This window comes from Afipia sp. MLSD5-FHT05B12, from assembly GCF_058793355.1.
This window is the reverse complement of sequence record NZ_JBXAFS010000001.1, coordinates 505,003-531,421: the sequence shown is the minus strand read 5'-3', so window position 1 is coordinate 531,421 and position 26,419 is coordinate 505,003. Positions and strand designations below refer to the sequence as shown.

Genomic DNA, 26,419 nt, shown 5'->3' with positions numbered 1-26,419 from the left:
ATCCAGTGGCCGAATTGATACAGGCGGAGGAAAACGCAAGCCATGCGGAGCTCGATCAGTCCCGTCTCTGGTGTACGCATTGGTACATATGCGCCATCCATCGGTTCAATTCGCGAAAAGAAATTTTCGCCGGAAAATCAGCGCCTACACCGTGTTTCTGGACTTGGCTCTCGAGGAATGAGCCTTCGGGTGGCGCAAGATTATGCGGTATCCCGGCACGGCGCCACGCATCGTCATGAAGATGCAGGAAATGAAAATCCTTGCACAATCGACTCAATTTCTCGGTGCTGTCCGGATTGAATAAATCCGGCACACCGAACCATGAGACAGGACCGAGGGGCATCCTGCTTAAAATTTTACCGTTCAGCTTATGCCGCTCAGTGAGCGACGTGAGCAAGGCCGAACCTGATTCCTCCCAGCCTTCCCGTGAGCCGGAAAGACGTTCAGTTTCCGCCAGCGCTTCGGTGAGCAATCCATGTCCCGCCGGAAATTTCAGAACACCGGTCGGCACGCGCCTGAAAATATCCAGACCGGCGAAGAAAACATCGCCAGTTGGAAGGTCTGCCTCAAGCAGCAGAATATCAGGATCAATCCACCATCCACCCAGCTTCTGAAGCAAAGCGTACCGAAAAAGATTCGCGTGAATGGCGAGTGCGCCCTCCTCACCCAACGGCCTCAGGACAAGCTCGCGGGGAAGAATCTGCGCTGCATCCTCGACAGATATCCAGTCGGGAACATTCAAGTCGCGATTGTAGGAAAGCACCTCGACGCGGTGTCCACTCGCCGCAAAGCTTTTCAGGCACATCAATTGATAGGGACCGATCGTCTCGCCATGCCAGAATGTCCTGAGCGTCTGGGGATCGGCGGCGCGTGGATGATCTCCCCGCTGCGGACTGCTACCGAAGGAACGCTGGCCGGGCTGCCAGCCATTGATCTGGATGGATCGGGCCAGATGATCCAGCGCATCATAGGGCACGCTCTGGGTGGGAAGCTTCTGCTTAAGCTCCTTCATCACCCAGAATTCGCGAAACCATCCTTCAACGGCCTCATAAGACAGACGCGCGCCCTGTGGAACATCTACTCCAAAACGCTTGAACAGCAGGTCCAGAAAACTGCCTTCGGGCGGCCCCAGATTTTTGGGAATGCGCAGCGCGCGCCACAGATCATTCCAGAGATGCACGAAATCGCTTGAAGCCAGGCGCGTCAAAACAGCCTCGCATTGTGCAGGATCGAAGAACATCAGAACTTCGTTGGGATGAATCTCGTAGGCGCTGACTCTCGGGTGGACCAGATGATCGATCGCATACTCGGATGCGAGGCGCGTAATGAGTTTGGGTCCGACAATACCGTGATCGGCGCCCGGCGCGGCGGTGCCTGCCGCCGGCAGCAACCGCATCGCCTCATCGATGGCGGCCGTCATGATCGGTGACTGTGCGGGAAACTTCATGACAGCGGCATTGACAACGCCATCCTCCTGATACGCGAGATAAACCTTGTCGTCGGGCAATGCTGCTTTCATCACAACGATGTCGAGGTCCATGTACCAGCCGCCGAACTTCTGGACGGCGAGATACCTGAACAGATCGGAATGCAAGGCGAGCGACAGATCGCCGTCCTTGTGATGAAACTGATAGAGCGGGCCAGACAGAACCTCACGCGCATCCACAAGCTCGACGCCTTCGGGCACGTTCAGAGTCTTGTTGTAGGTGTACAGCAGAACGCGCGCGCCGGCGAAAACCGCGCTCCGCAATGACAAATCCTCGTAATAACTGAGATCCGATCCGGTCCAAAAAGTACGCACGTCCTGGCGATGCTTCACGGAAGAAGATGACTGCATGAGATTGCCTTTTGATGCTCAGTCATTATAGCCAGTATTCCGGCCTGCGTTGTCAACGCAAAGTGGAAAGCAAAATGCCGCCATGAAGACCGTTCTTTTTGCCTGGGAGCACGGCGGCGGCTTTGGCCATATCGCAAATTTGCGACGCTTCGCTGCACTGCTGAAGCAGCACGATATGCGCGCGATCTTTGTGCTCAAGAATCCGGAAGCGTCGCATCTGCTGGGTGCCAATGCAGAGGTTCTTCAGGCGCCGTCGCTACCGACAGCACAATCATTCCGCTCGACCGCGACGATGCACGATCAACTGGCCTCGGCCGGTTTGGCTGATGAGCATGGCCTGCGATCGCAGTTGCAATCATGGGACGACATTTTCAAGGCCGTTTCGCCGGATCTTGTCGTCGCGGACTACGCGCCTGCGGCAAGCCTGATGGCGCGCGGACGGATTCCATTGATCGTCGTGGGAAACGGATACACAGCACCTCCCGGTGACATGAAGAGGTTTCCACCACTTCATCGTGTTCATCCGCCGCGCTGGAGCGAAGAAGAAACACTGGGAACGGTTAATCGGGTGCTGCGATCTCTGGAGCGGCCTGTCCTTGAACGACTGCCGCAGATATTCGCGGGCGATGCGCAGATCGTTCTCACGTTTCCGGTGCTCGACCCTTATGATCTGCAACGATCTCAGCCGCTGACCGGTCCGATCTTCGACAGCCCGCCGCTCGAAGGGCGGAAAGATGCGGACGACATCTTCGTCTACCTGTCGCGAGGCGTGTTAGGCGCACTGCCTTTCGACATTGTTCCGGCATTGGTCCCTTTCGCCAGCCGCCTTGTCATGTCTGCTCCAGACATGGCGAGCAGGCAGTCCAACGATCTGCTGCATCGCGGGGCACGGGTTTTCCCGCAGCATTTGCCGTTAAGCGAGACGCTGGCATCGGCACGGCTCGTGATTCATTTCGGTGGAGGCGGCCTCGCGGCCCATGCAATCGCCGCTGGTGTCCCTCAGCTTGTTCTCGCGACCCATATCGAACAGCTTCTGAACGGGCTTCAACTCGAGAAGGCAGGCCTCGGCAAAGTCATCGATAGTTTTGGGCCGCAGATCGATATCTCCAAATCACTGGAGGCGATTCTCACTGATGATCATAGGCGACAGCAGGCAATTCAGGCCGGCCATGAGCATCGCGACATGCTGACAACAATGAAGCCGCTTGAAACATTCGAAGCTGCTGCCTTGAGACTTCTCGCCAAGTAGCTGAGCGCCGCTCAGCAACCCTGCATGCCCGCCCCTATTTTCCGACGCAGGAAGGCCACTTGCCTCGGCGGGGAATACCTGCATAAAGTTAATCGACCAATTAACAAAAGCCAACGATCAGGGAGAGACTGCAGATGGCTGCACCTTCGCGCGCCTTGCCGGTGCCAACGCCCGAAACCCAGCACTTTTGGGACGGCACACAGTCAGGGGAACTTCGTCTGCAACGGTGCGACGATTGCTCGAACGTCTATTTCCCGCCCCGCCCGTTCTGCCCGTCCTGTGCGTCGCGCAAAGTCAGCGCGTTCAAGGCCAGCGGCAAGGGCAAGCTCTACAGCTATGTGATCAATCACCGCCCTGCGGCGCCGGGTTTCTCCCCGCCTTATGCCATCGCCGTTGTCGAACTCGATGAAGGTCCGCGGATGATGAGCAATATTCTCGACTGCCCGCAGACGCCTGAGGCGCTTGTTCTCGACATGAAGCTTGAGGTCGCGTTCGAGAAAGTCAGCGACAAGATCACCCTTCCCCAGTTCCGCCCGGCGAAGGGTTAAAGCAATGCGCAGAAACCAGGTTGCCGTTGTCGGCGCGGCCGAAACCACCAAGCTCGGCGTCATCCCCGACATGTCGCAGATCCAGCTGCACGCAGACGCCGCGCTGAACGCACTGGCGGACGCAGGATTGAAGCTGTCGGACATTGACGGCATAGCCACCGCGGTCGAGACACCGCAACAGCTCGCACACTATCTCGGCATCACGCCAACATGGGTTGACGGCACGTCGGTCGGCGGCTGTTCGTTCATGCTGCATGTCCGCCACGCCGCGGCGGCGATCGAGGCCGGCCTGTGCAAGACGGTCCTCATCACCCATGCCGAGAGCGGCAAGTCGATGATCGGCAAATTGCCGCGCTCGATTCCCGCGGACAGCCTGCAAGGCCAGTTCGAAGCACCGTTCGGCGTGTTCGGCCCGCCGAGCATGTTCCCGATTCCGGTGCTCCGTTACATGAAGACCTACGGCATCACCCACGAGCAGATTGCGATGGTGTCGGTGGTTCAGCGCGAATGGGCGGCGAAGAATCCGCGCGCGATGATGAAGGACCCGATCACCGTCGAGGACGTGCTCAACTCACGGATGATCGCCTACCCTTTCCGCATCCTCCAGTGCTGCCTCGTCACCGACGGCGGCGGAGCACTGGTCCTGACCAGCGCCGACCGCGCCAAGGACTTCCCGCAGAAGCCGGTCTACATTCTCGGCACCGGCGAGAGCGTCGAGACGCCGATGGTCAGCCAGATGGAGACCTTCAACTCGTCGCGCGCGTTCAAGGTGGCAGGTCCGACCGCGTTTCGCGAAGCCGGCATCGCGCACAAGGATGTCGATCACCTCATGATCTACGATGCCTTCGCGCATCTGCCGCTGTTCGGGCTCGGCGATCTCGGGTTCATGCCGCATGAGGAAACCGGCAAGTTCATCGCCGACCGCAACACCGCCATCGGCGGCAAGCTGCCGATGAACACCAACGGCGGCGGCCTTAGCTACATGCATTCGGGCATGTACGGCATGTACGCGCTTCAAGAGAGCGTTCGGCAAATGCGCGGCATCGCGCCGGCACAGGTGCCGGGCGCGAAGATTTCGGTCTGTCACGGCGTCGGCGGCATGTTCGCCGCCAGCGGCACCATCATTTTCACCAACGAACGCTGACAGCGAAAACAGGAGCTAAATCATGTCGAACAAGAAATCGCTGGACGGCAAGGTCATCGTCGTTACCGGCGCGGGCCGCGGCATCGGCCGTGAGATCGCGCTGCTCGCAGCCGCCGAGGGTGCCAAGGTGGTAGTCAACGACCCCGGCGTCGCAGCCGACGGATCGGGTACCAACGCGGCGCCAGCCGAAGAGGTCGTCGAGGAAATCAAGAAGCGTGGCGGCACGGCGGTCGCCAACTTCGAAACGGTTGCCGAAGCCATCCCCGCCAGCAAGATCATCAAGCAGGCCGTCGACACTTACGGCAAACTCGACGGCGTGGTGAACAACGCCGGCATTCTGCGCGACGCAATCTTCCATCGCATGAGCGTCGAGGCGTTCGAATCCGTCATCAAGGTCCACCTGCTCGGCTCGTTCTACACCTCGCATGCCGCCGCCCGCATTTTCCGCGAGCAGGAAAGCGGCGCGTTCGTGCATTTCACCTCGACGTCCGGCCTGATCGGAAATTTCGGCCAGGCGAACTATTCCGCCGCCAAACTCGGCATTGTCGGCCTGTCAAAGTCAATCGCGCTCGACATGGAGCGCTTCAACGTGCGCTCCAACTGCGTGTCGCCGTTCGCATGGAGCCGCTTGATCGGCACCATTCCTACCGAGACCGAGGAAGAGAAGGCTCGCGTCGCGCGCATGCAGCAGATGGGACCGGAAAAAATCGCGCCGTTGTCGGTGTTTCTGCTCAGCGACGCCGCCAGTGACGTCACCGGGCAGATCTTCGCAGTCCGCATGAACGAGATCTTCCTGATGGGCCAGTCGCGCCCATTGCGCTCGATCCACCGCGACGGCGGCTGGACGCCGCAGACCATTGCCGAACACGGCATGCCCGCGCTGAAGTCGTCGTTCTACAAGCTCGACCGTTCCGCCGACATCTTCTCGTGGGACGCGATCTAAGAGAGAGGGCAGCGGGCCTTACTTAAAGGACCCGTGCCGCCCCTGTCCGCTGGCGAAACGCGTCGCACCGTCGAGCGTTTCGCCGGACGCGATGACATCGAGTCCGCCCTGCATTTCGTCGATGATGGCGGACATCTCGTCGATATCCCATTGGCGCAGCGCCGAACGCTTGTCATTGCGCAGACAGGCCTGCGGAAACTTCGCCAGTTCCTGAGCAAGAGCAATTGCGTGCGCCCGCGCCTCGCCCTTCGGCACAAGGCGGTTGGCAATTCCGATCTCGAACGCTTCCTTGGCGTCGACCGGCCGCCCGGTGAGGATCAAATCCATCGCGCGCGAATGGCCGATCAGACGCGGCAGGCGGATCGTCCCAAGATCAATCAACGGCACGCCGAAGCGGCGGCAGAAGATGCCGAAGGTCGCGCCCTCGCCCACCACGCGCATGTCGGCCCACAACGCCAGTTCCATCCCGCCCGCGACCGCATGGCCTTCGACCGCAGCAATCACCGGTTTGCTGAGGCGTAGACGGCTCGGCCCCATCGGTGCGATGGTGTCGTGTCCGCCAAGCTCGCGCTTCTTTTCGAGATCGCCTCGCGCGACGGCTTTGAGGTCGGCGCCCGCGCAAAATGCGCCGCCGGTGCCCGTGAACACTGCGACTGAGGAATTCGAATCAGCATCGAAGGCGCGGAATGCATCGAACAGGCGGCGGGCCGTGGCGCCGTCAACGGCATTCTTGCGCTCCGGCCGGTTGATGGAAACGACGGTAACGGGGCCTTCGTGCTCGACAAGAATGGTGTCAGTCTCGGTCATCGATATCTCCCGTTGTTATTGATTTTAGCCGCTGTTGCGCAGCCCCGCCGAAATGCCGTTGATTGTCAGTTGAATGCCACGCAACACCTGCTCGTCCTTGCTTTGCGACCGGTGCGCCTGAAGCAATTCGACCTGCACATGGTTGAGCGGGTCTAGATAAGGAAAGCGATTGCGGATCGAGCGTTCGAGCAGGGGGTTCTCCTGCAGCAGCCGGTCGTGCCCCATGATGGTCAACAGCGTCTCGATCGAACCATGCCACTCGGTACGAATGCGGCCGAAAATGGTGGCGCGCAGCTTCTCGTCCGGCACCAGGTCAGCATAGCGAGATGCGATGGCGATGCTGCTCTTTGACAGCACCATGTCCATGTTGGACAGCAGCGTCTGGAAAAACGGCCACTCCCGGTACAGTTCCTGAAGAAACGCGATGCCCTTGTCGGGATGCTGCTTGACCCACGCATCGACCGCGCTGCCGAAGCCATACCAGCCAGGCAGCATCAGCCGGCATTGCGCCCAACTGAACACCCAGGGGATCGCGCGAAGGTCCTCGATCTTGCGCGTCTTGCTGCGCGAGGCCGGACGACTGCCGATGTTCAGCGTCGAGATTTCCGAGATCACCGTGGACGCCCAGAAGTAATCCTCGAAGCCTTCGGTTTCATAGACAAGATTGCGATAGGCCGCATAAGCGAGGTTGGAGAGTTCCTCCATCGCGGCGATGTATTCGTCGCGTGGCGCGGAGTGCTTCGGCTGCAAGAGACTTGCTTCCAGCGTCGCCGCGGCAAGGATTTCGAGATTGTGGCGTCCGACATCAGCGTTCGAGTACTTGCTCGAGATGATTTCGCCCTGCTCAGTGATGCGGATTTGTCCGTTCACCGCCCCGCCCGGCTGCGCCAAAATTGCATCGTAGCTCGGCCCGCCGCCGCGGCCGACCGAACCGCCGCGCCCGTGAAACAGCCGCAGGCGCACGCCATGACGCTCGAAGACTTCCACGAGACTGATCTCGGCCTTGTAGAGCTCCCAGCCCGAGGTGACGAAGCCACCGTCCTTGTTGCTGTCTGAATAGCCGAGCATAACTTCCTGAATACCGCCGCGGCTGTCGGCGAGGCGGCGATATTCCGGCAGCGAGAACAGGCTGTCCATGATCTGCGCGCACTGCCGCAGATCATCGATCGTCTCGAACAGCGGCACGATGTTAAGGCGACTGGCACCGGCCGGCGAAACCAGACCCGCTTCCTTCAGGAGAACGGCAACTTCAAGCAGGTCCGACACGCCCTCCGTCATCGAGATGATGCATTGGGGAATGACAGCAGCGCCAAACGTCGCATGCGCCTCCGCCGCCGCGCGCAGCACGGCCAGCTCCTTGACCGTCTCCTCGCCGTAAGCGACGAACGGCGAAGCCAGCGGACGTGCGGTGTTCAACTCGCGCGACAGCAAAGCGATGCGCGCCTCTTCCGGCATCTCCCGGTAGTTGGTGCCTGGTGCTGCTGCTTCAAACAGTTCAGCGATGGTTCGTTCATGCACGGCGGAATTCTGCCGCATGTCGAGCGCCGCGAGGTGAAAGCCGAAACAATCCACCGCGCGGCGCAGATGCCGCAAACGGCCCCGCGCGATCACCAGCGAATTGTTGGCGACCAGCGACGCATGCAGCACGTCAAGATCTCGCGCTAGTTCACCCGGATCGGCATAGGCCATCGCGGCGCCGACCGGCGGCCGGCTGGTTTCGATTTTCAGCTTCAGCGCGGTTGCCGCCAGCCGCGCGTAGATGCCGGAGACCGCAAGCCGGTAAGGTTCTCCGCTGCGGTGGGGCGACGGGTCCGGGGACTGTTCCGCCAGTGCGCGCAGTTCAGGCGACACATCCGCAAGATGGGCTGCGAGCGACAGCTCCGCACCCAATTCGTGAAGTTCGGCAAGATAAAAGCGGAGTATGCGCGTGGCGTGCAGATTAAGAGCGCCGCACATGACCTCCGCTGTGACGAACGGATTGCCATCCCGATCGCCGCCGATCCAGCTTCCCATTTTCAGGAATGTCGCAAGCTCCGGCACATCGTGCGCATCGGCGGCCATGCCGCCCTCCTCTGCTAACCGGTCTTCGAGGGAACAGTGCAGCCGAGGCACCTCACGCAGGAACGTATAATCGTAGAACGACAGACCATTGGAGACTTCGTCCAGCACCGTCAGCTTGGTGCGCCTCAAAAGATTGGTCTGCCACAGCGTTACCACGGCACGGCGCAACTGCTCGTCGCTCGCCGCGACCTCGTCCGCCGTCATCTGCGTGCGGTCGCGAATGTTGAGTACGGACGCGATCTCCATTTCGCGGTCGATCGTGCTCTTGCGGCGGACTTCTGTCGGATGCGCGGTGAGGACCGGGCTGACTTGCGCCTTGGCAAAGAACGCCCGCAACGCATCGGCATCGATGCCCGCATCTTGCGCGCGCATAAGTGCCCGCGTCAGCGTGCCAGGGCGCGCGGCGGTGCCCGCCATGTCCTGTGCGCGGCGCTGGCGAATGTTGTTTTGATCTTCGGCGATATTGGCCAGATGCGAGAAATAGCTGAACGCGCGAACGATGCGTACAGTGTCGGCGATCGACATGCCGTCCAGAATAGCCTCAAGCTCGCGGCGCGCCGGTTTGTCGTCGTCACGGTGGAAGCGGATCGAGGTCTGCCGGATACGCTCGACCAGATCGAAGACATCCGCCCCTTCCTGATCGCGGACGGTGTCGCCGAGAATGCGCCCCAGCCGCCGGATATCGGCGCGGAGCAGCGCATCGTCGTCGGAAACGGCCGGATCGCCGCCGCGAAACGTCACGTCCCGAGTGTCGGACTGTTTCGCTTCGTATGACATGACGCGGTCCTGTGAGCGGAATTCCCGGCTCTCTCAAGTCGCAATTTTTAGCCATGGACGCAAGCGCCGGATTGCTCATGTCCGGCGCATTCCGCGCAACGATTTTGCGCCGCGCCTATGATTTGTCGCGTTTGCTTCACGCGACCGGCACTCGCCTGAAAAGGCCTAGATCTTGCGCCCGGCCCGCTCCCAATACGGATCTCGCAGCAGCCGCTTGAAAATCTTGCCGGAATCCTCACGTGGAAGGTTCTGCTGAATTTCGATGTGCTTGGGCACCTTGTAACCTGCCAGCGAAATCTTGAGCTGGTCACGGATCGCCGCAACATCGAGCGCGGCACCCGGCTGCGGCTCGATCGCCGCCATCAGTGCCTCGCCGAACTCGATATCTGGAATGCCGAACACAGCGCAATCGTGAACGCCGGGAATTCCGTGCAGCACTGCTTCGATTTCCGCCGGATAGATGTTGACCCCGCCGGAAATCACCATGTCGCGTTTGCGGTCACAGATGAAAACGTAGCCATCCGCGTCGATATAGCCGACGTCGCCGCTTGTGATGAAGCCGTCGCGATCGATCTCGGATCGCTTCTCGGGCCGGTTGTGATAGGTGAAGTCCGGGTTCGCGGCAATGCGTGAGTAAATCTCGCCGATCTCGCCCTGCGGCAGGATCCGGCCATCCTCGCCGAGGAAGCGCAATTCGGTCCCGGGGGAAATCTTGCCCACCGTGCCCGGCTTCTTCAACGCGTCTTCCGAGCTTGCGAACGTCACCGCACCAGATTCCGTGCTGCCGTAGAACTCGTAGATCACCGGACCGAACCATTCGATCATCGCGCGTTTGACATCGGCCGGGCATGGCGCCGCGGCATGGATGACGTGACGCAGCGACGAGACATCATAGGATTTGCGGACCTGCTCGGGCAGCTTCAGCAGCCGGCTGAACATCGTCGGCACCATGAAGACGTTGTCGATCTTCTGCTCGTCGATGATCCGCAGAAACTCCTCGGCTTCAAACCGCGGCATCAGGATCGTCACATCGCCGAGCCGCCCGGCGCGCAGGCCGAATGCATTCGGTGCCGAATGATACAACGGCCCCGGCAGCAAGGCGCGCACGCCCGGCTTCAATCCGTAGATCAGCGCGCGCATTGCTTCCATCGATGCACTTTGCTCGGGCGTCGGGGCAAAGCGCTTGACACCCTTGGGATGTCCTGTGGTGCCGGACGTGTAAATCATGTTCTGTGGCTGCGGCAGCGCGGGACCATTGTAAGATGTCTGCTTCGCGAGCCAGGTGTCAAAATCGAGCGTTCCGCGCGCTGCCATGCACAACGCCGGATCGATCCGATAGGCCGCAATGATTTCCGGCGGCAGCGGCAGGCTGAGCATCGTAACGCCTGCGGGAACCACACCGGTGAGCCCGTGCAGCAGGTCGGCGTGGCCGATCAGAACGCACGCGCCGGAATCGCTCATGACGTAAGCGATCTCATCCGCCTTGAAATGCCAATTGATCGGTACGGCATAAGCACCGAGCGTCATCACCGCATAGGCTGTCTCAAGGAACGCGATGTCGTTGCGCATCAGGACGCCGACGCTGTCACCCTGCCTGACGCCAAGCCGCTCAAGCCCGCCCGCGATCAAGCGGGCTCGCTCATTAACCTCGTCACGGGACTTGCGGCGACCGCCGCTGACGATGCCCGTCGCTAATGCCGACGCTGACATGCCGCGCCCGTTCAGTTCGAGCCGTCGGCGAACTTCGGCGCGCGCTTTTCGATATTGGCCCGCACCGCCTCGGTCTGGTTGGGCGATCCCATCAGCTTCATCTGCTCGACGGACTCCGCGAGCAATGCCGGGCCGGGATTGGCGGTCGACAGATTGTTCAGCATCCGCTTGATGGCGCGGATGGCGTCAGGACTCTTGCCGGCAATCTCGCGCGCGACCTCAAGCGCGGCCGCACGCGGATCGTCACAAAGTCGCGTTGCGAGGCCATAGCTCATTGCCTCCTGCGCGGAGAAAATCCGGCCCGTGAAGGTCAGATCGCGCAGGATGTCGTCGCGCACCAGACTGGCGAGAATGGGCGTTCCTGCCATGTCGGGCACCAGTCCCCACTTGATTTCCATGACCGACATGCGTGCGTCAGGCGCGAGGAAGCGCATGTCGGCGCCAAGCGCGAGCTGGAAGCCGCCGCCGAATGCAACGCCATGCACGGCAGTGATCACCGGAACCGGCAATTGCCGCCAGCCCCACACCGCCTGCTGCGAGTGATTGGTCAGACCGTGTGTGCGCTTGGCGAGATCGCGCAGATCGCTGGTGCCTTCGCCCATTGCGGCAAAACGCCCCATATCGAGGCCGGCGCAGAACGCACGCCCCTCTCCGGACAGCACCACCGCGCGCAGACCCTTCTCGGTCTTGAGCCGGGCCGCCGTATCCACCAGCGCGTTGAACATCGCCGCATCGAGTGCATTCATCTTGTCCTCACGGACCAGACGGACGTCGGCGACGCCCTCCGACATCGAAACCGTAATGCGATCGTTCGCGGCAGTCATGGCGTTCTCCCTGAGTTTTTGATCTCTTCTCTTTACAGGGTTAGCCTACCCTGTTTTAATTAATCAACTAACTAATCAACAGATTCACTCAAGGCAGGATTGCGCCATGTTCACAGATCGACTTCTCGCGGGCCGCAAGATTCTGGTGACCGGCGGCGGCACCGGCCTCGGCAAAGCCATGGCTGCGAAGTTCCTCAGCCTTGGCGCGGAAATCCACATTTGCGGACGCCGCAAGGGCGTTTGCGAGGAAACCGCCGCCGAACTGATGAAACTTCATGGCGGCAAGGTCACCGCCCACGGGGTGGACATTCGCGACGCCGCCGCCGTCGATGCCATGATCGAAAGCGCGTTCAAGGACGGCCCCCTCACCGACTTGATCAACAATGCCGCCGGCAATTTCATCTCACGCACCCAGGATCTGACACCGCGCGGCTTCGACGCGGTCGCCAATATCGTGATGCACGGAACGTTCTATGTCACCCATGCGGTCGGCAAGCGCTGGATCGCGGGCGGCCATCGCGGCAACGTCGTGTCGATTACGGTGACATGGGTGCGCAACGGCAGCCCGTATGTTGTGCCCTCGGCCATGAGCAAGTCCGCGATCCACGCCATGACCATGTCGCTCGCCACCGAATGGGGACGTTACGGCATTCGTCTCAACACCATTGCACCGGGCGAAATCCCGACCGAAGGCATGAGCAAGCGCATCAAGCCTGGCGACGAGGCCGGCGCGCGCACAATCGCGATGAACCCGATGGGCCGCGTCGGAACCATGGAAGAGCTGCAAAACCTCGCGACATTCCTGATTTCCGGCGGCTGCGACTGGATCAACGGCGAAACCATCGCGATGGACGGCGCACAGGCGCTGGCGATGGGCGGCAATTTCTACCAATTGCGCGACTGGAAGGATTCCGACTGGAGCGCAGCACGCGACGCCATCATGGCGCAAAACGAGAAGGACAAGGCGAAGCGCGCGTAGCCTTCGCCTCGTCCACCAACAAAAATCAAAGCAGGGAGAAACTGGATGCGTTTGATGAAACCGCTATGCGCTGCTGTTACCACAGGATTTCTGGTCGCTGCGACCGGAAGCGCCATGGCCCAGAAAAAATACGATACCGGGGCAACCGATACCGAGATCAAGATCGGCAACATCATTCCCTACAGTGGCCCCGCCTCGGCCTATGGCGTCGTAGGCAAGGCGATGGAAGGCTACTTCAAGAAGGTCAACGACGACGGCGGCATCAATGGCCGGAAGGTCAACTTCATTTCCTATGACGACGCCTACAGCCCGCCGAAAGCGGTCGAGCAGACCCGCAAGCTGGTCGAGAGCGACGAAGTGCTGCTGGTGTTCGGCGCACTCGGCACGCCGTCGAACTCCGCGATTCAGAAATACATGAATGCGAAAAAGACACCACACCTGTTCCTAGCGACCGGCGCCACCAAGTGGAACGATCCGAAGCACTTCCCGTGGACGATGGGCTGGCTGCCGAGCTACCAGAGCGAAGGCCGTATCTATGCGAAATTTCTGCTGAAGGAGAAGCCCGACGCCAAGATCGCCGTGCTTTACCAGAACGACGATTTCGGCAAGGATTACCTGAAGGGCATTCAGGACGGTCTTGGAGCAAAGAAATCCATGATCGCCGCTGAAGAAAGCTACGAGCTTTCAGAGCCGACCATCGACTCACACATCGTCAAGCTGAAGTCACTGAATCCCGACGTCCTCGTGATTTTCACGACGCCGAAGTTTGGCGCGCAGACCATCAAGAAGGTCGGCGAGCTCGGCTGGAAGCCCACGATGATCATCGCCAACGTCAGCGCCTCGACGGCGACCGTGATGAAGCCGGCGGGATTTGACAATGCGCAGGGCATTATTTCCGCCGCCTACGCCAAGGATACATCGGACCCGCAATGGAATGACGATCCCGGCATGAAAGAATACAAAGCGTTTCTTGCCAAGTACGTGCCCGAAGCCAATGTCGCGGACAGCTCTGCCCTCACAGGTTACAACATGGCGCAGACCTTGGCCGCGCTGCTGAAGCAATGCGGCGACGATCTGACCCGCGCCAACGTCATGAAGCAGGCTGCCAATATCAAGAATCTTCAGCAAGGCGGCCTGCTGCCCGGCATCAAGATCAACACCAGCCCGACGGACTTCTCCCCCATCGAGCAGTTGCAACTGATGCGGTTCAAGGGCGAGCGCTGGGAGCTGTTCGGCGGCGTCGTTGACGGCGAAGCTGGAGGCGAGCGGTAAGCGGCGCCGTAACCATGCGCGCCGCGCTGGCGTGACCTGAATAGAGCGAGGCGAAGATTGACCAATTTCGCCTCGCCATTACGATGCCTCCCGTTATATTGGCCACCCAAGAAGCCAAATAAACGGGAGGCGATTTCGTGGCATCGAGTGAACTCGTGCGGGCAACGGCCTGCGACATTGTCGGCCGGCTGCGACGCGACGAGATCACGCCGCACGATCTGCTGGATGCCCTGGAAGCGCGCATTGCCGAAGTCGACGGCCAGGTGAACGCGCTGCCGACGCTCTGTTTCGACCGCGCCCGGAGCCATGCCGACCAGCTGATGAAGAAGCCGGCTGGCGAACGCGGGCTGCTCGCCGGCATGCCCGTTCCAATCAAGGACCTGACCGATGTCGCCGGCGTGCGGACCACGCAAGGCTCGCCAATCTTCAAGGACAGCATCGCTGCCAAATCCAATATCGTCGTCGAAAATCTCGAGACGAATGGCGCGGTGATCTACGCCAAATCCAACACGCCTGAGTTCGGCGCGGGCGCGCAGACCTTCAACGAGGTGTTCGGCGCGACGCTCAATCCGTGGAACCTGTCCCGCTCCGCTTCGGGCTCATCGGGAGGCGCGGCAGCCGCGCTCGCAAGCGGCACCGCGTGGCTGGCGCATGGCACCGACGTCGGCGGCTCGCTGCGCAATCCCGCCAGCTTCTGCGGCGTTGTCGGTATGCGCCCAAGTATCGGCCGGGTCGCCCATTCGCAGGCCGCGAAGATCGACCGCACGCTCAGCGCCGACGGCCCGATGGCCCGCAACGTCGAAGACCTCGCGCTGATGCTGGACGCCATGTCCGGCGAAAATCCGGGCGATCCGTTGTCGCTCCCCCGGTTACCAACCTCCTTTCTCGCAGCCGCTCGCTCGGGCGCGAAGCCGAAGCGCATCGCCTACTCTGCTGATCTTGGAATCTCGCCGGTCGATCCGGAAGTTGCCGAGATCACGCGCAAGGCCGCGCAGCGCTTCGCGGAAGCCGGTGTCATCGTCGAGGAAGCCCATCCGGATTTCAGCGAGGCGGTCGCCTGCGCTCATGTGCTGCGCGCCTACGATTATGTGCTGACCAAGGGCAAGCTTCTCAAGTCGCACCGCGACCAGTTGAAGCCGGAAGTGATCTGGAACATCGAGGAAGGCCTCAAGCTGACGCTGGCGGATATCGAACGTGCCGAAGCCCAGCGCGTCACGCTGACGAACCGCGCCCTCTCCTTCTTCGAGACCTACGACTTGCTGCTGTGCCCGACCACCATCGTCGCGCCATTTCCGGTCGAGCAGCGCTATCTCGCCGAATGCAATGGCATGAAATTCGACAATTATGTCGGCTGGCTCGCCATCGTGTCGGCCATCACCATTGCCTGCTGCCCGGGGCTATCGATTCCCTGCGGGTTCACCCGCGAGAATCTGCCGGTGGGATTGCAGATCGTCGCGCCGCCGCGCGGCGAGGCCCGCGCGCTGGCGGGCGGCAAGATTCTGGAAAATATCCTCGGACTTGGCGCCATCACCCCGATTGATCCCCGGCCGGGCAAGTGATCCCGAGTCGGCCTTGCAATCGGCCGCTCTGCGTGAAAGATACGGCACCCGGCAACCAGAGAAGATAAATGGCAGCGCCAAAACCTCCTGCGTTCGAAACGCTCAGTCTGCATGCGGGCCAACATCCTGATCCGGTCACCGGCTCGCGCGCCGTGCCCATCTATCAGACGACGTCCTATGTGTTCCAGGATGCCGATCATGCCGCTGCGCTGTTCAACCTCGAACGCGCGGGCCACATCTATACCCGCATTTCCAATCCCACCATCGCGGTGCTGGAGGAACGTCTCGCGGCGCTTGAAAACGGCGTCGGCGCGGTCTGCACCGCCAGCGGCATGGCCGCGCTGCATCTGGCCATCGCGACGCTTCTCAACGCCGGCGATCACATCGTGGCGTCCGCCTCGCTCTATGGCGGAACGATCAACCTTCTGACCCACACGCTTCCCCGCTTCGGCATCACCACGACGTTCGTCAAGCCGCGTGACCTCGACGGCATCAAGGCTGCCATCAAGCCGAATACCAAGCTCGTGATCGGCGAGACCATCGGCAATCCCGGTCTTGAAGTGCTCGACATTCCCGCCGTCGCAAAGATCGCGCACGACGCCGGCATTCCGCTATTGATCGACAACACATTCGCGACGCCTTACCTCTCGCGCCCGATTGAGCTTGGCGCGGACATCGTGATGAACTCGATCACCAAGTGGATCGGCGGACACGGCATCGCCATCGGCGGCGTCATCGTCGACGGCGGCCATTTCGACTGGGAAAAATCCGGCAAGTTCCCGACGCTGACCACGCCTTATGCCGGGTATCATGGCATCGTCTTCAGCGAGGAATTCGGGCCCGCCGCCTTCATCATGCGCGCTCGCGCCGAAGGTCTGCGCGATTTCGGCGCGTGTCTTTCGCCGACCAACGCGTTCCAGATTTTGCAGGGCGTCGAAACGCTGCATGTCCGCATGCAGCGCCATGTGGAGAACGCCGTCGCCGTTCTGGAATTCCTGAAATCGAACAAGGCCGTCGAGTGGGTGCTGCATCCCGCGCTCGACAATCACCCCGACCATGAACTCGCAAAAAAGCTGCTGCCACGCGGCGCGGGGTCGATCATCACCTTCGGAATCAAGGGTGGGCGCGACGCGGGCCGCAAATTCATCGAGTCGCTGAAACTCGCCAGCCACCTGGCAAACGTCGGCGACGCCAAGACGCTGGTCATCCATCCTGCCAGCACCACGCATCAGCAAATGAACACCGAACAGTTGAAGGTCGCGGGCATCGGCGAGGAACTGATCCGCCTGTCCATCGGCATCGAAGCCGCCGAAGACATCATTGGCGACCTCGGCCAGGCGCTTCGCTTTTCGCAGAAGGCTTGAGACATGATTCTGACGGTGGACGGCGCCAAGGTTTTCGCGACGACAGGCGGCAAACCTTTCAATCCGGAACTGCCCCTGGTGATTTTCCTGCACGGCGCGGGTTTCGATCATTCGATGTGGGCGCTGTTCAGCCGGTGGTTCTCCCATCACGGCTACAGCGTGCTGGCGCCGGATCTGCCGGGGCACGGACGCTCCGAGGGGCAGCTCATCACATCGATCCCGGGCATGGCGGACTGGACGATCCGTCTGATCGAGGCTGCCGGTGCGAAAAAAGCCGGACTGGTCGGCCATTCGATGGGGTCGCTGATCGCTCTTGACGCGGCGGCGCGCCACCAGGACAAGGTCTCCTCTCTCTCGCTGATCGGCGTCGGCGGCGCGATGCCGGTATCCCCCGACCTGCTCAACGCTGCGAAGGACAACAATCACGACGCCATCGACATGGTGTCGATCTGGGGTTTCGGGTTCGCGGCAGGCCTTGGCGGCTCGCAGGCGCCGGGCCTGTGGATGATGGGCGGTGGCCAGCGCGTGCTGGAGTGCGACGCGCCCGGCGTGCTCCATAACGATCTCGCCGCCTGCAACGACTACAAGACCGCGCTGGAGTCAGCGGCGAAGGTGAATGTACCGACCACGCTCATTCTCGGCGAACGCGATATGATGACGCCGCTCAAGTCAGGCAAACAACTTGCCGCCGCCATTGCGGGATCGAAGCCGGTTGTGCTTTCGGGTGCCGGTCACATGCTGACAGCGGAACGGCCGGACGCGGTTTTGAAGGCGCTGATCGCGTCACATGCCTAGGTAGATGCGCCGCACTTCCGGATTGGACTTGATGTCGGCCGCCGGCCCGCTCATCACCACCTTCCCGGTTTGCAGCACGTAGGCCCGGTCGGAGATTTCGAGACTTTCCGACAGCCGCTGCTCGACCAGCAGGATGGTCACGCCGTTGTCGCGGATCTGCTGCACCGCCTGGAAAATCTCATCGACCAGTTTCGGCATGATGCCCTGCGATGGTTCGTCCAGCATCAGCAGGCGCGGCCGCGTCATCAACGCGCGGGCAATCGCCAGCATCTGCTGCTCGCCCCCGGACAGCGTCGCCGCACGCTGCGACAACCGCTCTTCGAGACGCGGAAACAGCTTGAATACGAACTCCAGAGGACTGTCGCGATCCGGGCTGCCGCGGTGCAGGTAACTGCCGAGCCGCAGATTGTCCGCAACACTAAGTCGTGGAAACAGCCGCTTGTTCTCCGGCACGAAGGCCAGTCCCCGCGCGGTGATCAGATGCGCCGGAATGGTGTCGATCCGTTCGCCGACAAAATTGACCGATCCCGATTTCGGCTTCTCCATTCCGGCGATGGATTTCAGCAATGTCGATTTGCCCGCGCCGTTCGCTCCCGCGACAGTGACGATCTCGCCGGAATCGACGTTGATCGAAATGTCCGAGATCGCGATCAGGCCGCGATAGGCCGTGGTGAGGTTCGCGACATCAAGCAACACGATGACGATCCCCCAGATAGGCCGCGATCACCTTCTCGTCGCGCACGACTTCCTTCGGCAACCCTTCCGCCAGGACCTTGCCAAGATGCAGCACCACAGCGCGGTCCACCAGCGGCATCACCACCTCCATGACATGCTCGACCATCACCACGGTGACACCGGTCTCCCTCACCTTGCGGATCAGGTCGACGCCCGCCGCCGCTTCACTCGGCGTCAGCCCGGTCAGCACTTCATCCAGCAGCAAGAGCTTCGGTTCGGTCGCCAGCGCGCGCGCAACTTCAAGCCGGCGCTTCTGCGGCGGCGTGAGGTCCGCAGCGGACGCATCGGCATGAGCCGCGAGGCCGACATAGTCGAGTACATCGAGCGCCTTGGCGCGGGCCTGAATTACACCCGGATAACGCACGAAAGCACCGACGGTGACGTTCTCGACCACCGACATGGAATCGAATGACCGGGGCACCTGATATGTCCGCGCGATTCCAAGATCGCAGCGATCGGCGGCAGGCAGCAGTGTAATGTCCCGTCCGTCGAATTCAATGACGCCGAAGGAGACCGGAAACGCACCCGCGATCAGATTGAACAACGTCGACTTGCCCGCCCCGTTCGGGCCGATCAGTCCGAGAATTTCGCCGCGCCTGACGTCGAGATCGATGGAGTCATTGGCAACGAGCCCATCGAAACGGCGCGTTACGCTGCGGCAGGTGATCAGCGGAGCCTCGGTCATGCCGTGGCCTCGCGTTTCACCGGCTTGATAATGCTGAGAATACCCTCTGGCCGCGTGAGCGACACGATCATGATGAGCCCGCCGTAAATCACGAGATCGAGGCCGGACCCTGAACCGCCCAGATAGGAGCGTGTCAGTTCGGCCAGCGGAATCAGGATCAGTGCGCCGACCGCCGGCCCCCACAGCGAGCCGACGCCGCCAAGCACAGCAGGCAACGCCATCAGCAGCGAGAAGCGGAAATGCATCACGCTGTCCGGGTCGATGTAGGAGACGAATGCAGCATAGAAACCGCCGCCGACGGCCGTAAAGAACGCCGAGATCGCGGCCGCGGCCATCTTGGAGCGGAAGATCGTGACGCCGAGGCTTTCCGCCGCCTCCGCGTTGTCCTTCACAGCGCGCCACCAATAACCCCACTTCGATTCAACGATAGCGAACGTGACCAGCCATGTGACCGCAAACAGCGCGAGCGCGAAATAGAAGTAAGGCGCCTTGTCCCGCGCGAACTGCAAGGTCCACCACGAGTCCGGCGTGAACGGCCACTGGATGCCGAGCGCCGCACCTGCGTAGTCCCAGTTGTGGAACAGAAGCAGACCGATTTCAGCGATGACAATGGTGGCGATCGAGAAATAATGGCCCTTGAGACGGAAGCACGGATAGCCAAGCGCCAGCGCAATCAGCGCGGCGATGATCCCGCCCGCGAGAAGCCCGCCCCAGGGCGTGACGCCGAACTTCACATAGAGGATGCTTGTCGCGTAGGCGCCGATCCCGAAATACAGCGCGTGTCCGAGCGACACTTGCCCGCAATAGCCGCCGAGCAGATTCCAGCTCTGCGACAGCGCAGCGAACAACAGCGTCAGGATCAGCACGTTCATCAAATAGACATCGGTGACCAGACGCGGCACCAGCGCGATCACCGCGAACACTGCAACCGCTGTCAGAAGCTGCCGCCGCCGACTCGCAACGAACAACGACATCGAGGATGTGGTGACGTTGTTCTGGGTCATCACAATCTCCCGAACAGGCCGCTCGGCCTGACGAACAGAACCAGCAGATAGAGCGAATAGACGCCGACCGATTTTAGCGATGCCGGAAGGATCAACGTCGTCAGCGCCTCGACCAATCCGACGATCACGCCCGCCACCAATGCTCCGAAGATGCTGCCGAAGCCGCCGAGCGCTACGGTGACGTAGGCGATCAGCGCGAAGGTGCCGCCGACCTGCGGATGGATGTAGTAAAAAATCGCCAGCACGGCGCCCGCGATCCCGACCAGCGCGGCTCCAAGCCCCCAGCCGAGTGCGAACACGCGGTTGCGGTCGATGCCGACCAGCGCCACCGCGCCCTGGTCTTCGCGAGTCGCTTCAAGCGCCTTGCCGAAGTCCGTGCGCGTAATCAGCCAATACAGTCCGGCGAACACCGCCAATGAGACCGCCCCACCGAAAATCTGCGGCCAGGGCAGAAACACGCCGCCGAGATTGAGCGTCTTGCCGCCGAGCCAGGTGTTGGCGATGTTGCGGTAGTCCGGCGTGAAGAAATACTGCGCCAGCCCCTGGATCAGCAGCGCGAGGCCGAAAGTCGCGAAAATCTGCACCATGCCGGGGTTGGCCTTGGCGCGCATCGCGTAACGAATAATACCGGCATAGACCGACACGCCCAGCACGAACATCAGCGCCACCACCAGCGGCGCCAGTACGACGGGATCGAGCGCCGTCATGAACACCAGCCCGAAGGCCGCGTACATCGCGAGCATCAGGAATTCGCCATGGGCGAAGTTGACCACGTCCATCAGACCGAAGATCAGCGACAAGCCGACCGCGATTAACGCGTAGATCAGCCCCATCAGAAGGCCGCTCGCGATCACTTGAAGAAAAGCCTGTGTTGTCACCGGAAGCAATCCATCGCGGAACAAGGTGCAAGGCGGCCCCGCCGCCGGGAACTACGGTCGCAGCATTCATGAAAAAGGCGCTGGCTTGAAGCCAGCGCCTTGTCGCACCTCAGCCGTTCATCGGCCATTTCGGCTCGGCGATCGCCGCCTGCGCCGGATATACGGTGATGAATTTTCCACCGAGATACTGCAGCAGCACAGGGTCGGCGTCGTCATTCTGGCCTTCAGCGGTGAACTTGATGCGCTTCCACGGCATGATCGTCTTCTCGCCGGGCGTATCGGTCGCGGCCAGCGCCGCGCGGATTTTCTCACCGTCGGTGGACTTGGCCCGGTCGATCGCGTCAGCAACCACCAGCAGCGCCGTGAGCTGCCGTGACGTATTGTCGTTGAGATCGCGGTTGGCGCGGGCCTTGAACATCTCGTTGACCTTGCCGACCGACGGGCGCTTGGCCGCGAGATCGAGTGAGAAGCTGGCGCGCGAGATCATGCCGTTGAGCTTGTCGCCCACCGCGTCGAAGGTCGCCTTGTCGGAGAAACCTGCCGCCTGGGCCAGGATGTTGTTCGGCTTGTAACCGAGTTCATCCATGGTCTTCATCAGGAGGATGGTGTCGGTGGTGTAGCTCGACGGCAGCAGCACGTCAGGATTGGCGCTCTTGATCTGCTGCACTTCAGCGGTCAGCGACGGCGAAGAGGCGCGATACTTGATATCGACGGCGACCTTGTAGCCGCGGTCGGCGGCGAGCTTGCGCTGCACGTTCGAGGAGTCGGTGCCGAAGATGGTGTCCTCGTAAAACAGCCCGACGCTGTCGATCTTCTTGCCCTTCTTCTTCAGCGCATCCATGAACTCGAACATGGCGAGCGAGAACATTTCGTCGTGGGCGGCTGGACGGAAGAAAAACTTCAATCCCCGGCGGTGCAGGCTTGGCGATGATGAGTCGGCTGCGACATAGGGGATGCCGTAGCGCTCGCAGGACGCGCTGACCGTCGCTGATACCGACGAATGGAACGCGCCGCAGATGGCGACCACCTTGTCCTGCGTGATCAGGCGCTCGGCTTCGGCGCGGCCCTTCTGCGGATCGCCCTGATGGTCGGCGAAGATCAGTTTGATCTTGGCGCCGCCGAGGCCGGCAAGGCCTGCGTTCTTCGCCATCGGCAGATCGAGATCGTGCGAGCCGTTGACGATGTCCATCGCGGTTTCCAGCGCATGGCGGGCATCGGCGCCAATCTGGGCGGTCGGCCCGGTCAGCGGCCAGATGCAACCGATCAGGATTTCACCGCCCTGCGCGAAGGCCCGCGTTCCGACAACACCGGCCAGGGACATGGCAACACCGGACAACAATACTTCGCGACGATTCATCGACAATACTCCTGTGTGTGACGAAGCCTTACTGTCAGGCAAAGGCTTTGCGGCTGGTTGAGCAAATTTCACTGAATCGAAAATTCCGAATTCCGAACGTCCGTCACCAGCATATGGCCCGGTGCGTGAGTGATCGCGAAGTCAGGCCGCGATTGCAGAATGACCGATTGCGGTGTCACTCCGCACGCCCAAAATACCGGCACTTCATCGGGCTGAATGCTCACTGCGTCGCCATAGTCAGGCTTGGAAATATCCTTGATGCCGATCATCTCCGGCTTGTCGAAATGCACCGGCGCACCATGCACAGCCGGGAAACGTGTGGTGATCTGAATTGCACGGATCGCCTCCGCAGGCTTGAACGGCCGCATCGAAACAACCAGTTGCCCCGCGAATGGACCTGCGGACGCGCACGGAACGTTGGTGCGGTACATCGGAACGTTCCGCTTCTCCTCGATGTGGCGAATTTTCAGCCCGTCGGCGATCAATGCTTCCTCGAATGAAAACGAGCAGCCGAGGACGAAGGCGACGAGATCGTCGCGCCAGTGCGCCATGATGTCGGTCGGCTCTTCGGCCAGCTTCCCGTCGCGCCAGATGCGGTAGCGCGGCAGATCGGTACGCAGGTCGAGATCGATGCCGAGCGCCGGAATGCGCGGATCGCCGACTTCGGACATGCCGATGATGGGGCACGGCTTGGGATTGAGCTGACAGAAACGGTGAAACGACGAGGCCAGCTTTTCCGGAAGGATGGCGAGGTTGCCCTGAACGAAGCCCGGCGCCACGCCGGCCGTCACCCCCACCTTGCCGGACCGATAGGCCAGCCGCGCGTCCCGGCTCGGGAGATCAGCGCCAGAGCGCTGACCGGCTGGAGACATCTGCTGGGCCGCCGAAAGCATAAGACCACTCCATTTCTCGCAGAAAAGAGTGGATCATTGCCATTCGATAAAGTCTAGTCGTGTTTTCTTATAAGAAACGATAAGCTGGATTAATAGGCGGCTGGATAAACAGGCATGATCGATTTCAAGTCAATCGAGACATTTCTTTGGGTGGTGACTCTCGGAAGCTTCGGCGGCGCCGCACGAAAGCTCAACACGACCCAACCTGCAATCTCGCAACGCATTGCCCAGCTTGAAAGCGAGATTGGCGCGAAGCTTCTGCAACGCGACAGCCGCACCGTCATACCGACGCCGAGCGGACGGCAAATGATGCAGTATGCGGAGAAACTGATCGCGCTGCGCTCCGAAATGCTTGCCGCAGTGATGGATCGTTCCGCGATGCGCGGCATCCTGCGTCTCGGTGTCTCCGAGACAATCGTTCATACCTGGCTGCCGCAACTTATCGAACGCGTCGCAAGCACACATCCCAATCTGTCGCTCGAAGTCGAAGTCGACATCACGCCCAATCTTCGCGCAAGGCTGCTGGCGCAGGAGATCGACCTCGCCTTTTGTCTTGGGCCGTTGTCATTTTCAAACGTGCGCAACCGTGTGCTGTGCGATTATCCGATTTCGTTCGTTGCCAGCCCCTCGCTCGGTCTCGGCAACCGCGTGTTGACGGTGCATGATCTGGCGCGGTTCGCGATCATCACATTCGCACGCAAAACACAGCCCTATGAGATTGTACGGTCGTTGTTCAACCGGCCCGACATACCGCACACCCGGCTTCACGCCAGTGCGTCACTGGGAACGGTGATCCGGATGGCAACCGACGGTCTGGGGGTCGCGGTGATCCCGACAGCGATCGTCGAACGCGAACTGGCGGAGGGCCGGCTCTGTCTCCTGTCCACTGATCTGCAGGTGCCGACGCTGACATTTTCCGCAAGCTGGCTGGCATCGCCCGACACGCTGGCCGCTGAACTGGTCGCCGATCTTGCCGCCAAGCTGGCGCAGGGCGAAGACGATCCGGCGACAGCCCAGCGCGGCGTCAGTGCCGCGACTGCGGCTCGTCCGGAATCTCAAGCGCTTCGGTAAAGGGAAATTCGAGTACGATCTCACCGGCCTCATCCGTGACTTCCAGCGAGGCGGACAGCAGGCTTGGCTCCTTGCCTTCTTCCTGGAGAATTTGCCGGATGGTCGCGCGCGCCACCCGCCATGCGTGATCCGGGTCGCGCAACTCCTCGCCCTCTGGGTCCGGAATGAACGTTTCGCCAATACGGGTGTTGAAGAAGTAGCGCGGCATGACCGAAATCTATTGTCGCCCCGGCAAACCTACAAGGGCGGCCTGCATTTCTGCGCGTCGATAGCAGTTGATCTGGACGGGCCTTCTGAGGCCTAACTGGAGAATATCCTGCGGAATCATGACGTGCATACCATCATCACCGAACCGTTATTCTATTTCGTAGCGGTTCCGGCGGTGATCCTGCTGGGACTGGCCAAAGGCGGCTTTTCGGGACTCGGCATCGCATCGACGCCGCTGCTGGCGCTTTATCTTCCGCCGCTGGAAGCCGCGGCCCTGATCCTGCCGATTTTGATCACGCAGGATATGATCTCAATTTATGTCTACCGGCGCGATTGGGATTCATGGAACCTGAAAGTCATGCTGCCCGGCGCGATCGCCGGCATGGCGCTTGGCTGGCTGCTGGCATCGCATCTGTCCGATGCTCTGGTTCGCATTATCATCGGCATCATCGGGCTCGCCTTTGTCGCCAACACCTGGCTGCGCCGCGCCCGGATCGAGCCGCATCCAGCAACTGCGGTCAGCGGCGTATTTTGGGGCGGCGTCTCGGGTTTTACATCCTTCATGACCCAAGGCGGCGGCCCGCCGTTTCAGGTACACGTTCTGCCGCAGCGGCTGCCGAAGCTGACGCTGGTCGGGACCACCACGATCTTCTTCGCGGTCGTCAATGTCCTGAAGATCGGCCCCTACTTCATGCTCGACCAGTTCACCGCAAAGAATTTCGCGACATCGCTATTGCTGCTGCCAATCGCGGTACTCGCGAACTTCGCGGGCATCTGGCTGGTCCGCAAGACGCCGACCGGACTGTTCTACAACATCGCCTATGTGCTGCTGTTCATCATATCGCTGCTGCTGCTCTGGCAAGGCGCTGCCGCCGTGATCTAAAGCATCGGCAGGCTGCGGGGCTCGCGGCCCAGCGGAAACGCCTTACCCAACACCGCAATATCGCTCTCCGTCAAAGTGATGTTTCCAGCTCCGGCATTTTCCGCCGCATGGCTTGACGACGATGCCTTGGGAATTGCGAACACCGACGGCCATCGCGTCAGGAAACTCAGCGCCACCTGACGCGGCGCTGCGTTGTGATCTGCTGCAATCTGCTGCAAGACCTTGCCGCTGGCCGATTGCGGATCAGGAAAGTCATCATGGCCGAACGGCGAGTACGCCACCACCGCGACGCCATGAGCCTCGCACCACGGGATCACCGGATGCTCGATGGCGCGTTCGTTCAGATGATAGAGTACCTGATTACAGGCGATACGTCCCTCGCCCGCGACATCGACCAACTCTGCAAGATCACCGGCGTCGAAATTGCTGACGCCCCATGAGCGGATCTTTCCCGCGCTCACCAGTTCTTCAAGCGCAGCGACCGTATCTTCCAGCGGATATGATCCGCGCCAGTGCAACAGGTAGCAATCCAGACGGTCGGTCTTGAGCCGCTTCAACGAACGGTCGCAGGCCTGAATCGTCCCCTTGCGCGAGGCGTTGCCGGGCAGCACTTTTGAGACCAGAAACACCTCGTCGCGCCGGCTATTGATCGCCTCCGAGACCACAAGCTCCGCATCACCGTACATCTCGGCTGTGTCGACATGCGTCATGCCAAGATCGAGGCCCTTGCACAGCGCGGCCACCGCCGACGCTCGATCACCATGATCGATATACCAGGTGCCCTGCCCGATGATGGAAGTCCGCTGTCCCGTCTGGCCGAATGGCTTTTGCTTCATT

24 protein-coding genes are annotated in these 26,419 nt (G+C 61.1%); 11 read left to right on the top strand and 13 right to left on the bottom strand.

Annotated features, from left to right (window positions below):
- Positions 1–55: 55 nt before the first annotated feature.
- Entirely contained in the window at positions 56–1,837 is a 1,782-nt protein-coding gene (locus tag AC1Q6J_RS02290) for a glycosyltransferase (RefSeq protein ID WP_492277701.1), read from the bottom strand.
- Positions 1,838–1,919: 82 nt separating this feature from the next.
- Here AC1Q6J_RS02290 and AC1Q6J_RS02285 point away from each other — a divergent pair, with 82 nt between their 5' ends.
- The 4 genes from AC1Q6J_RS02285 to AC1Q6J_RS02270 all read left to right on the top strand — a co-directional run bounded on the left by AC1Q6J_RS02285 (position 1,920) and on the right by AC1Q6J_RS02270 (position 5,721).
- On the top strand, positions 1,920–3,086 hold the full coding sequence (locus AC1Q6J_RS02285; protein ID WP_492277700.1) for a glycosyltransferase: 1,167 nt from the start codon (positions 1,920–1,922) through the stop codon (positions 3,084–3,086).
- A 134-nt stretch (positions 3,087–3,220) separates the two neighbouring features.
- A complete protein-coding gene (locus tag AC1Q6J_RS02280) occupies positions 3,221–3,634 on the top strand; it encodes a Zn-ribbon domain-containing OB-fold protein (RefSeq protein ID WP_492277699.1) in 414 nt (137 codons plus the stop codon).
- Between the two features lie 4 nt (positions 3,635–3,638).
- Complete coding sequence (locus tag AC1Q6J_RS02275) at positions 3,639–4,778, top strand: thiolase C-terminal domain-containing protein (protein ID WP_492277698.1); 1,140 nt, start codon at positions 3,639–3,641, stop codon at positions 4,776–4,778.
- A gap of 22 nt (positions 4,779–4,800) precedes the next feature.
- Complete coding sequence (locus AC1Q6J_RS02270; protein WP_492277697.1) at positions 4,801–5,721, top strand: SDR family NAD(P)-dependent oxidoreductase; 921 nt, start codon at positions 4,801–4,803, stop codon at positions 5,719–5,721.
- 18 nt (positions 5,722–5,739) lie between these two features.
- Here AC1Q6J_RS02270 and AC1Q6J_RS02265 read toward each other — a convergent pair whose 3' ends face one another.
- The 4 genes from AC1Q6J_RS02265 to AC1Q6J_RS02250 form a co-directional block, all read right to left on the bottom strand.
- Positions 5,740–6,528, bottom strand: a complete 789-nt coding sequence (locus AC1Q6J_RS02265) for a crotonase/enoyl-CoA hydratase family protein (protein WP_492277696.1) — start codon at positions 6,526–6,528, stop codon at positions 5,740–5,742.
- 24 nt (positions 6,529–6,552) lie between these two features.
- Positions 6,553–9,366 carry a phosphoenolpyruvate carboxylase gene (ppc, locus tag AC1Q6J_RS02260; RefSeq protein ID WP_492277695.1) on the bottom strand — a complete coding sequence of 938 codons (2,814 nt, stop codon included), beginning with the start codon at positions 9,364–9,366 and terminating at the stop codon, positions 6,553–6,555.
- Between the two features lie 165 nt (positions 9,367–9,531).
- Positions 9,532–11,076: an acyl-CoA synthetase gene (locus AC1Q6J_RS02255; protein ID WP_492277694.1), complete on the bottom strand. Its 1,545-nt coding sequence runs from the start codon at positions 11,074–11,076 to the stop codon at positions 9,532–9,534.
- A gap of 11 nt (positions 11,077–11,087) precedes the next feature.
- Complete coding sequence (locus AC1Q6J_RS02250) at positions 11,088–11,900, bottom strand: crotonase/enoyl-CoA hydratase family protein (RefSeq protein ID WP_492277693.1); 813 nt, start codon at positions 11,898–11,900, stop codon at positions 11,088–11,090.
- 106 nt (positions 11,901–12,006) lie between these two features.
- On the opposite strand from AC1Q6J_RS02250, the gene AC1Q6J_RS02245 reads away from it, so the two are divergent.
- From AC1Q6J_RS02245 to AC1Q6J_RS02225, 5 genes are all read left to right on the top strand, one after another.
- Positions 12,007–12,879 (top strand): SDR family oxidoreductase, encoded by an 873-nt coding sequence (locus AC1Q6J_RS02245; protein WP_492277692.1) that lies wholly within the window; start codon positions 12,007–12,009, stop codon positions 12,877–12,879.
- 45 nt (positions 12,880–12,924) lie between these two features.
- Positions 12,925–14,151 (top strand): ABC transporter substrate-binding protein, encoded by a 1,227-nt coding sequence (locus AC1Q6J_RS02240; protein WP_492277691.1) that lies wholly within the window; start codon positions 12,925–12,927, stop codon positions 14,149–14,151.
- 137 nt (positions 14,152–14,288) lie between these two features.
- Positions 14,289–15,710 (top strand): amidase, encoded by a 1,422-nt coding sequence (locus tag AC1Q6J_RS02235; protein ID WP_492277690.1) that lies wholly within the window; start codon positions 14,289–14,291, stop codon positions 15,708–15,710.
- A 68-nt stretch (positions 15,711–15,778) separates the two neighbouring features.
- Positions 15,779–17,074, top strand: a complete 1,296-nt coding sequence (locus AC1Q6J_RS02230) for an O-acetylhomoserine aminocarboxypropyltransferase (protein ID WP_492277689.1) — start codon at positions 15,779–15,781, stop codon at positions 17,072–17,074.
- A gap of 3 nt (positions 17,075–17,077) precedes the next feature.
- Positions 17,078–17,869: an alpha/beta fold hydrolase gene (locus AC1Q6J_RS02225; RefSeq protein ID WP_492277688.1), complete on the top strand. Its 792-nt coding sequence runs from the start codon at positions 17,078–17,080 to the stop codon at positions 17,867–17,869.
- Here AC1Q6J_RS02225 and AC1Q6J_RS02220 read toward each other — a convergent pair.
- From AC1Q6J_RS02220 to AC1Q6J_RS02195, 6 genes are all read right to left on the bottom strand, one after another.
- Positions 17,858–18,565 (bottom strand): ABC transporter ATP-binding protein, encoded by a 708-nt coding sequence (locus AC1Q6J_RS02220; RefSeq protein WP_492277687.1) that lies wholly within the window; start codon positions 18,563–18,565, stop codon positions 17,858–17,860. The genes AC1Q6J_RS02225 and AC1Q6J_RS02220 overlap by 12 nt on opposite strands.
- Positions 18,555–19,289, bottom strand: coding sequence for an ABC transporter ATP-binding protein (locus AC1Q6J_RS02215; RefSeq protein WP_492277686.1), 735 nt, complete (start codon positions 19,287–19,289; stop codon positions 18,555–18,557). The genes AC1Q6J_RS02220 and AC1Q6J_RS02215 overlap by 11 nt, the downstream gene beginning before the upstream one ends.
- The gene (locus tag AC1Q6J_RS02210; protein ID WP_492277685.1) at positions 19,286–20,293 is read right to left on the bottom strand and encodes a branched-chain amino acid ABC transporter permease; all 1,008 of its coding nucleotides are present in this window, start codon (positions 20,291–20,293) and stop codon (positions 19,286–19,288) included. The genes AC1Q6J_RS02215 and AC1Q6J_RS02210 overlap by 4 nt, the downstream gene beginning before the upstream one ends.
- Complete coding sequence (locus tag AC1Q6J_RS02205) at positions 20,293–21,171, bottom strand: branched-chain amino acid ABC transporter permease (protein WP_492277684.1); 879 nt, start codon at positions 21,169–21,171, stop codon at positions 20,293–20,295. Before AC1Q6J_RS02205 ends, AC1Q6J_RS02210 begins: the two co-directional genes overlap by 1 nt.
- Positions 21,172–21,280: 109 nt before the next feature.
- Positions 21,281–22,528 (bottom strand): ABC transporter substrate-binding protein, encoded by a 1,248-nt coding sequence (locus AC1Q6J_RS02200; protein ID WP_492277683.1) that lies wholly within the window; start codon positions 22,526–22,528, stop codon positions 21,281–21,283.
- Positions 22,529–22,596: 68 nt separating this feature from the next.
- On the bottom strand, positions 22,597–23,421 hold the full coding sequence (locus tag AC1Q6J_RS02195; RefSeq protein WP_492277682.1) for a putative hydro-lyase: 825 nt from the start codon (positions 23,419–23,421) through the stop codon (positions 22,597–22,599).
- Positions 23,422–23,535: 114 nt separating this feature from the next.
- On the opposite strand from AC1Q6J_RS02195, the gene AC1Q6J_RS02190 reads away from it, so the two are divergent.
- Entirely contained in the window at positions 23,536–24,492 is a 957-nt protein-coding gene (locus AC1Q6J_RS02190) for a LysR family transcriptional regulator (protein WP_492277681.1), read from the top strand.
- Here AC1Q6J_RS02190 and AC1Q6J_RS02185 read toward each other — a convergent pair.
- Complete coding sequence (locus AC1Q6J_RS02185; RefSeq protein ID WP_492277680.1) at positions 24,446–24,700, bottom strand: DUF6894 family protein; 255 nt, start codon at positions 24,698–24,700, stop codon at positions 24,446–24,448. The two genes, AC1Q6J_RS02190 and AC1Q6J_RS02185, sit on opposite strands and share 47 nt — an antisense overlap.
- Before the next feature lie 123 nt (positions 24,701–24,823).
- Here AC1Q6J_RS02185 and AC1Q6J_RS02180 point away from each other — a divergent pair, with 123 nt between their 5' ends.
- Entirely contained in the window at positions 24,824–25,582 is a 759-nt protein-coding gene (locus AC1Q6J_RS02180) for a sulfite exporter TauE/SafE family protein (RefSeq protein WP_492277679.1), read from the top strand.
- Here AC1Q6J_RS02180 and AC1Q6J_RS02175 read toward each other — a convergent pair.
- Positions 25,579–26,418: an aldo/keto reductase gene (locus AC1Q6J_RS02175; RefSeq protein WP_492277678.1), complete on the bottom strand. Its 840-nt coding sequence runs from the start codon at positions 26,416–26,418 to the stop codon at positions 25,579–25,581. The genes AC1Q6J_RS02180 and AC1Q6J_RS02175 overlap by 4 nt on opposite strands.
- Position 26,419: the final 1 nt, after the last annotated feature.

Coding starts and splice junctions, on each gene's coding strand:
- AC1Q6J_RS02290 (WP_492277701.1), bottom strand. CDS start 1,837: ATGCAGTCATCTTCTTCCGTGAAGCATCGCCAGGACGTGCGTACTTTT.
- AC1Q6J_RS02285 (WP_492277700.1), top strand. CDS start 1,920: ATGAAGACCGTTCTTTTTGCCTGGGAGCACGGCGGCGGCTTTGGCCAT.
- AC1Q6J_RS02280 (WP_492277699.1), top strand. CDS start 3,221: ATGGCTGCACCTTCGCGCGCCTTGCCGGTGCCAACGCCCGAAACCCAG.
- AC1Q6J_RS02275 (WP_492277698.1), top strand. CDS start 3,639: ATGCGCAGAAACCAGGTTGCCGTTGTCGGCGCGGCCGAAACCACCAAG.
- AC1Q6J_RS02270 (WP_492277697.1), top strand. CDS start 4,801: ATGTCGAACAAGAAATCGCTGGACGGCAAGGTCATCGTCGTTACCGGC.
- AC1Q6J_RS02265 (WP_492277696.1), bottom strand. CDS start 6,528: ATGACCGAGACTGACACCATTCTTGTCGAGCACGAAGGCCCCGTTACC.
- ppc (WP_492277695.1), bottom strand. CDS start 9,366: ATGTCATACGAAGCGAAACAGTCCGACACTCGGGACGTGACGTTTCGC.
- AC1Q6J_RS02255 (WP_492277694.1), bottom strand. CDS start 11,076: ATGTCAGCGTCGGCATTAGCGACGGGCATCGTCAGCGGCGGTCGCCGC.
- AC1Q6J_RS02250 (WP_492277693.1), bottom strand. CDS start 11,900: ATGACTGCCGCGAACGATCGCATTACGGTTTCGATGTCGGAGGGCGTC.
- AC1Q6J_RS02245 (WP_492277692.1), top strand. CDS start 12,007: ATGTTCACAGATCGACTTCTCGCGGGCCGCAAGATTCTGGTGACCGGC.
- AC1Q6J_RS02240 (WP_492277691.1), top strand. CDS start 12,925: ATGCGTTTGATGAAACCGCTATGCGCTGCTGTTACCACAGGATTTCTG.
- AC1Q6J_RS02230 (WP_492277689.1), top strand. CDS start 15,779: ATGGCAGCGCCAAAACCTCCTGCGTTCGAAACGCTCAGTCTGCATGCG.
- AC1Q6J_RS02225 (WP_492277688.1), top strand. CDS start 17,078: ATGATTCTGACGGTGGACGGCGCCAAGGTTTTCGCGACGACAGGCGGC.
- AC1Q6J_RS02215 (WP_492277686.1), bottom strand. CDS start 19,289: ATGACCGAGGCTCCGCTGATCACCTGCCGCAGCGTAACGCGCCGTTTC.
- AC1Q6J_RS02210 (WP_492277685.1), bottom strand. CDS start 20,293: ATGACCCAGAACAACGTCACCACATCCTCGATGTCGTTGTTCGTTGCG.
- AC1Q6J_RS02200 (WP_492277683.1), bottom strand. CDS start 22,528: ATGAATCGTCGCGAAGTATTGTTGTCCGGTGTTGCCATGTCCCTGGCC.
- AC1Q6J_RS02195 (WP_492277682.1), bottom strand. CDS start 23,421: ATGCTTTCGGCGGCCCAGCAGATGTCTCCAGCCGGTCAGCGCTCTGGC.
- AC1Q6J_RS02190 (WP_492277681.1), top strand. CDS start 23,536: ATGATCGATTTCAAGTCAATCGAGACATTTCTTTGGGTGGTGACTCTC.
- AC1Q6J_RS02185 (WP_492277680.1), bottom strand. CDS start 24,700: ATGCCGCGCTACTTCTTCAACACCCGTATTGGCGAAACGTTCATTCCG.
- AC1Q6J_RS02175 (WP_492277678.1), bottom strand. CDS start 26,418: ATGAAGCAAAAGCCATTCGGCCAGACGGGACAGCGGACTTCCATCATC.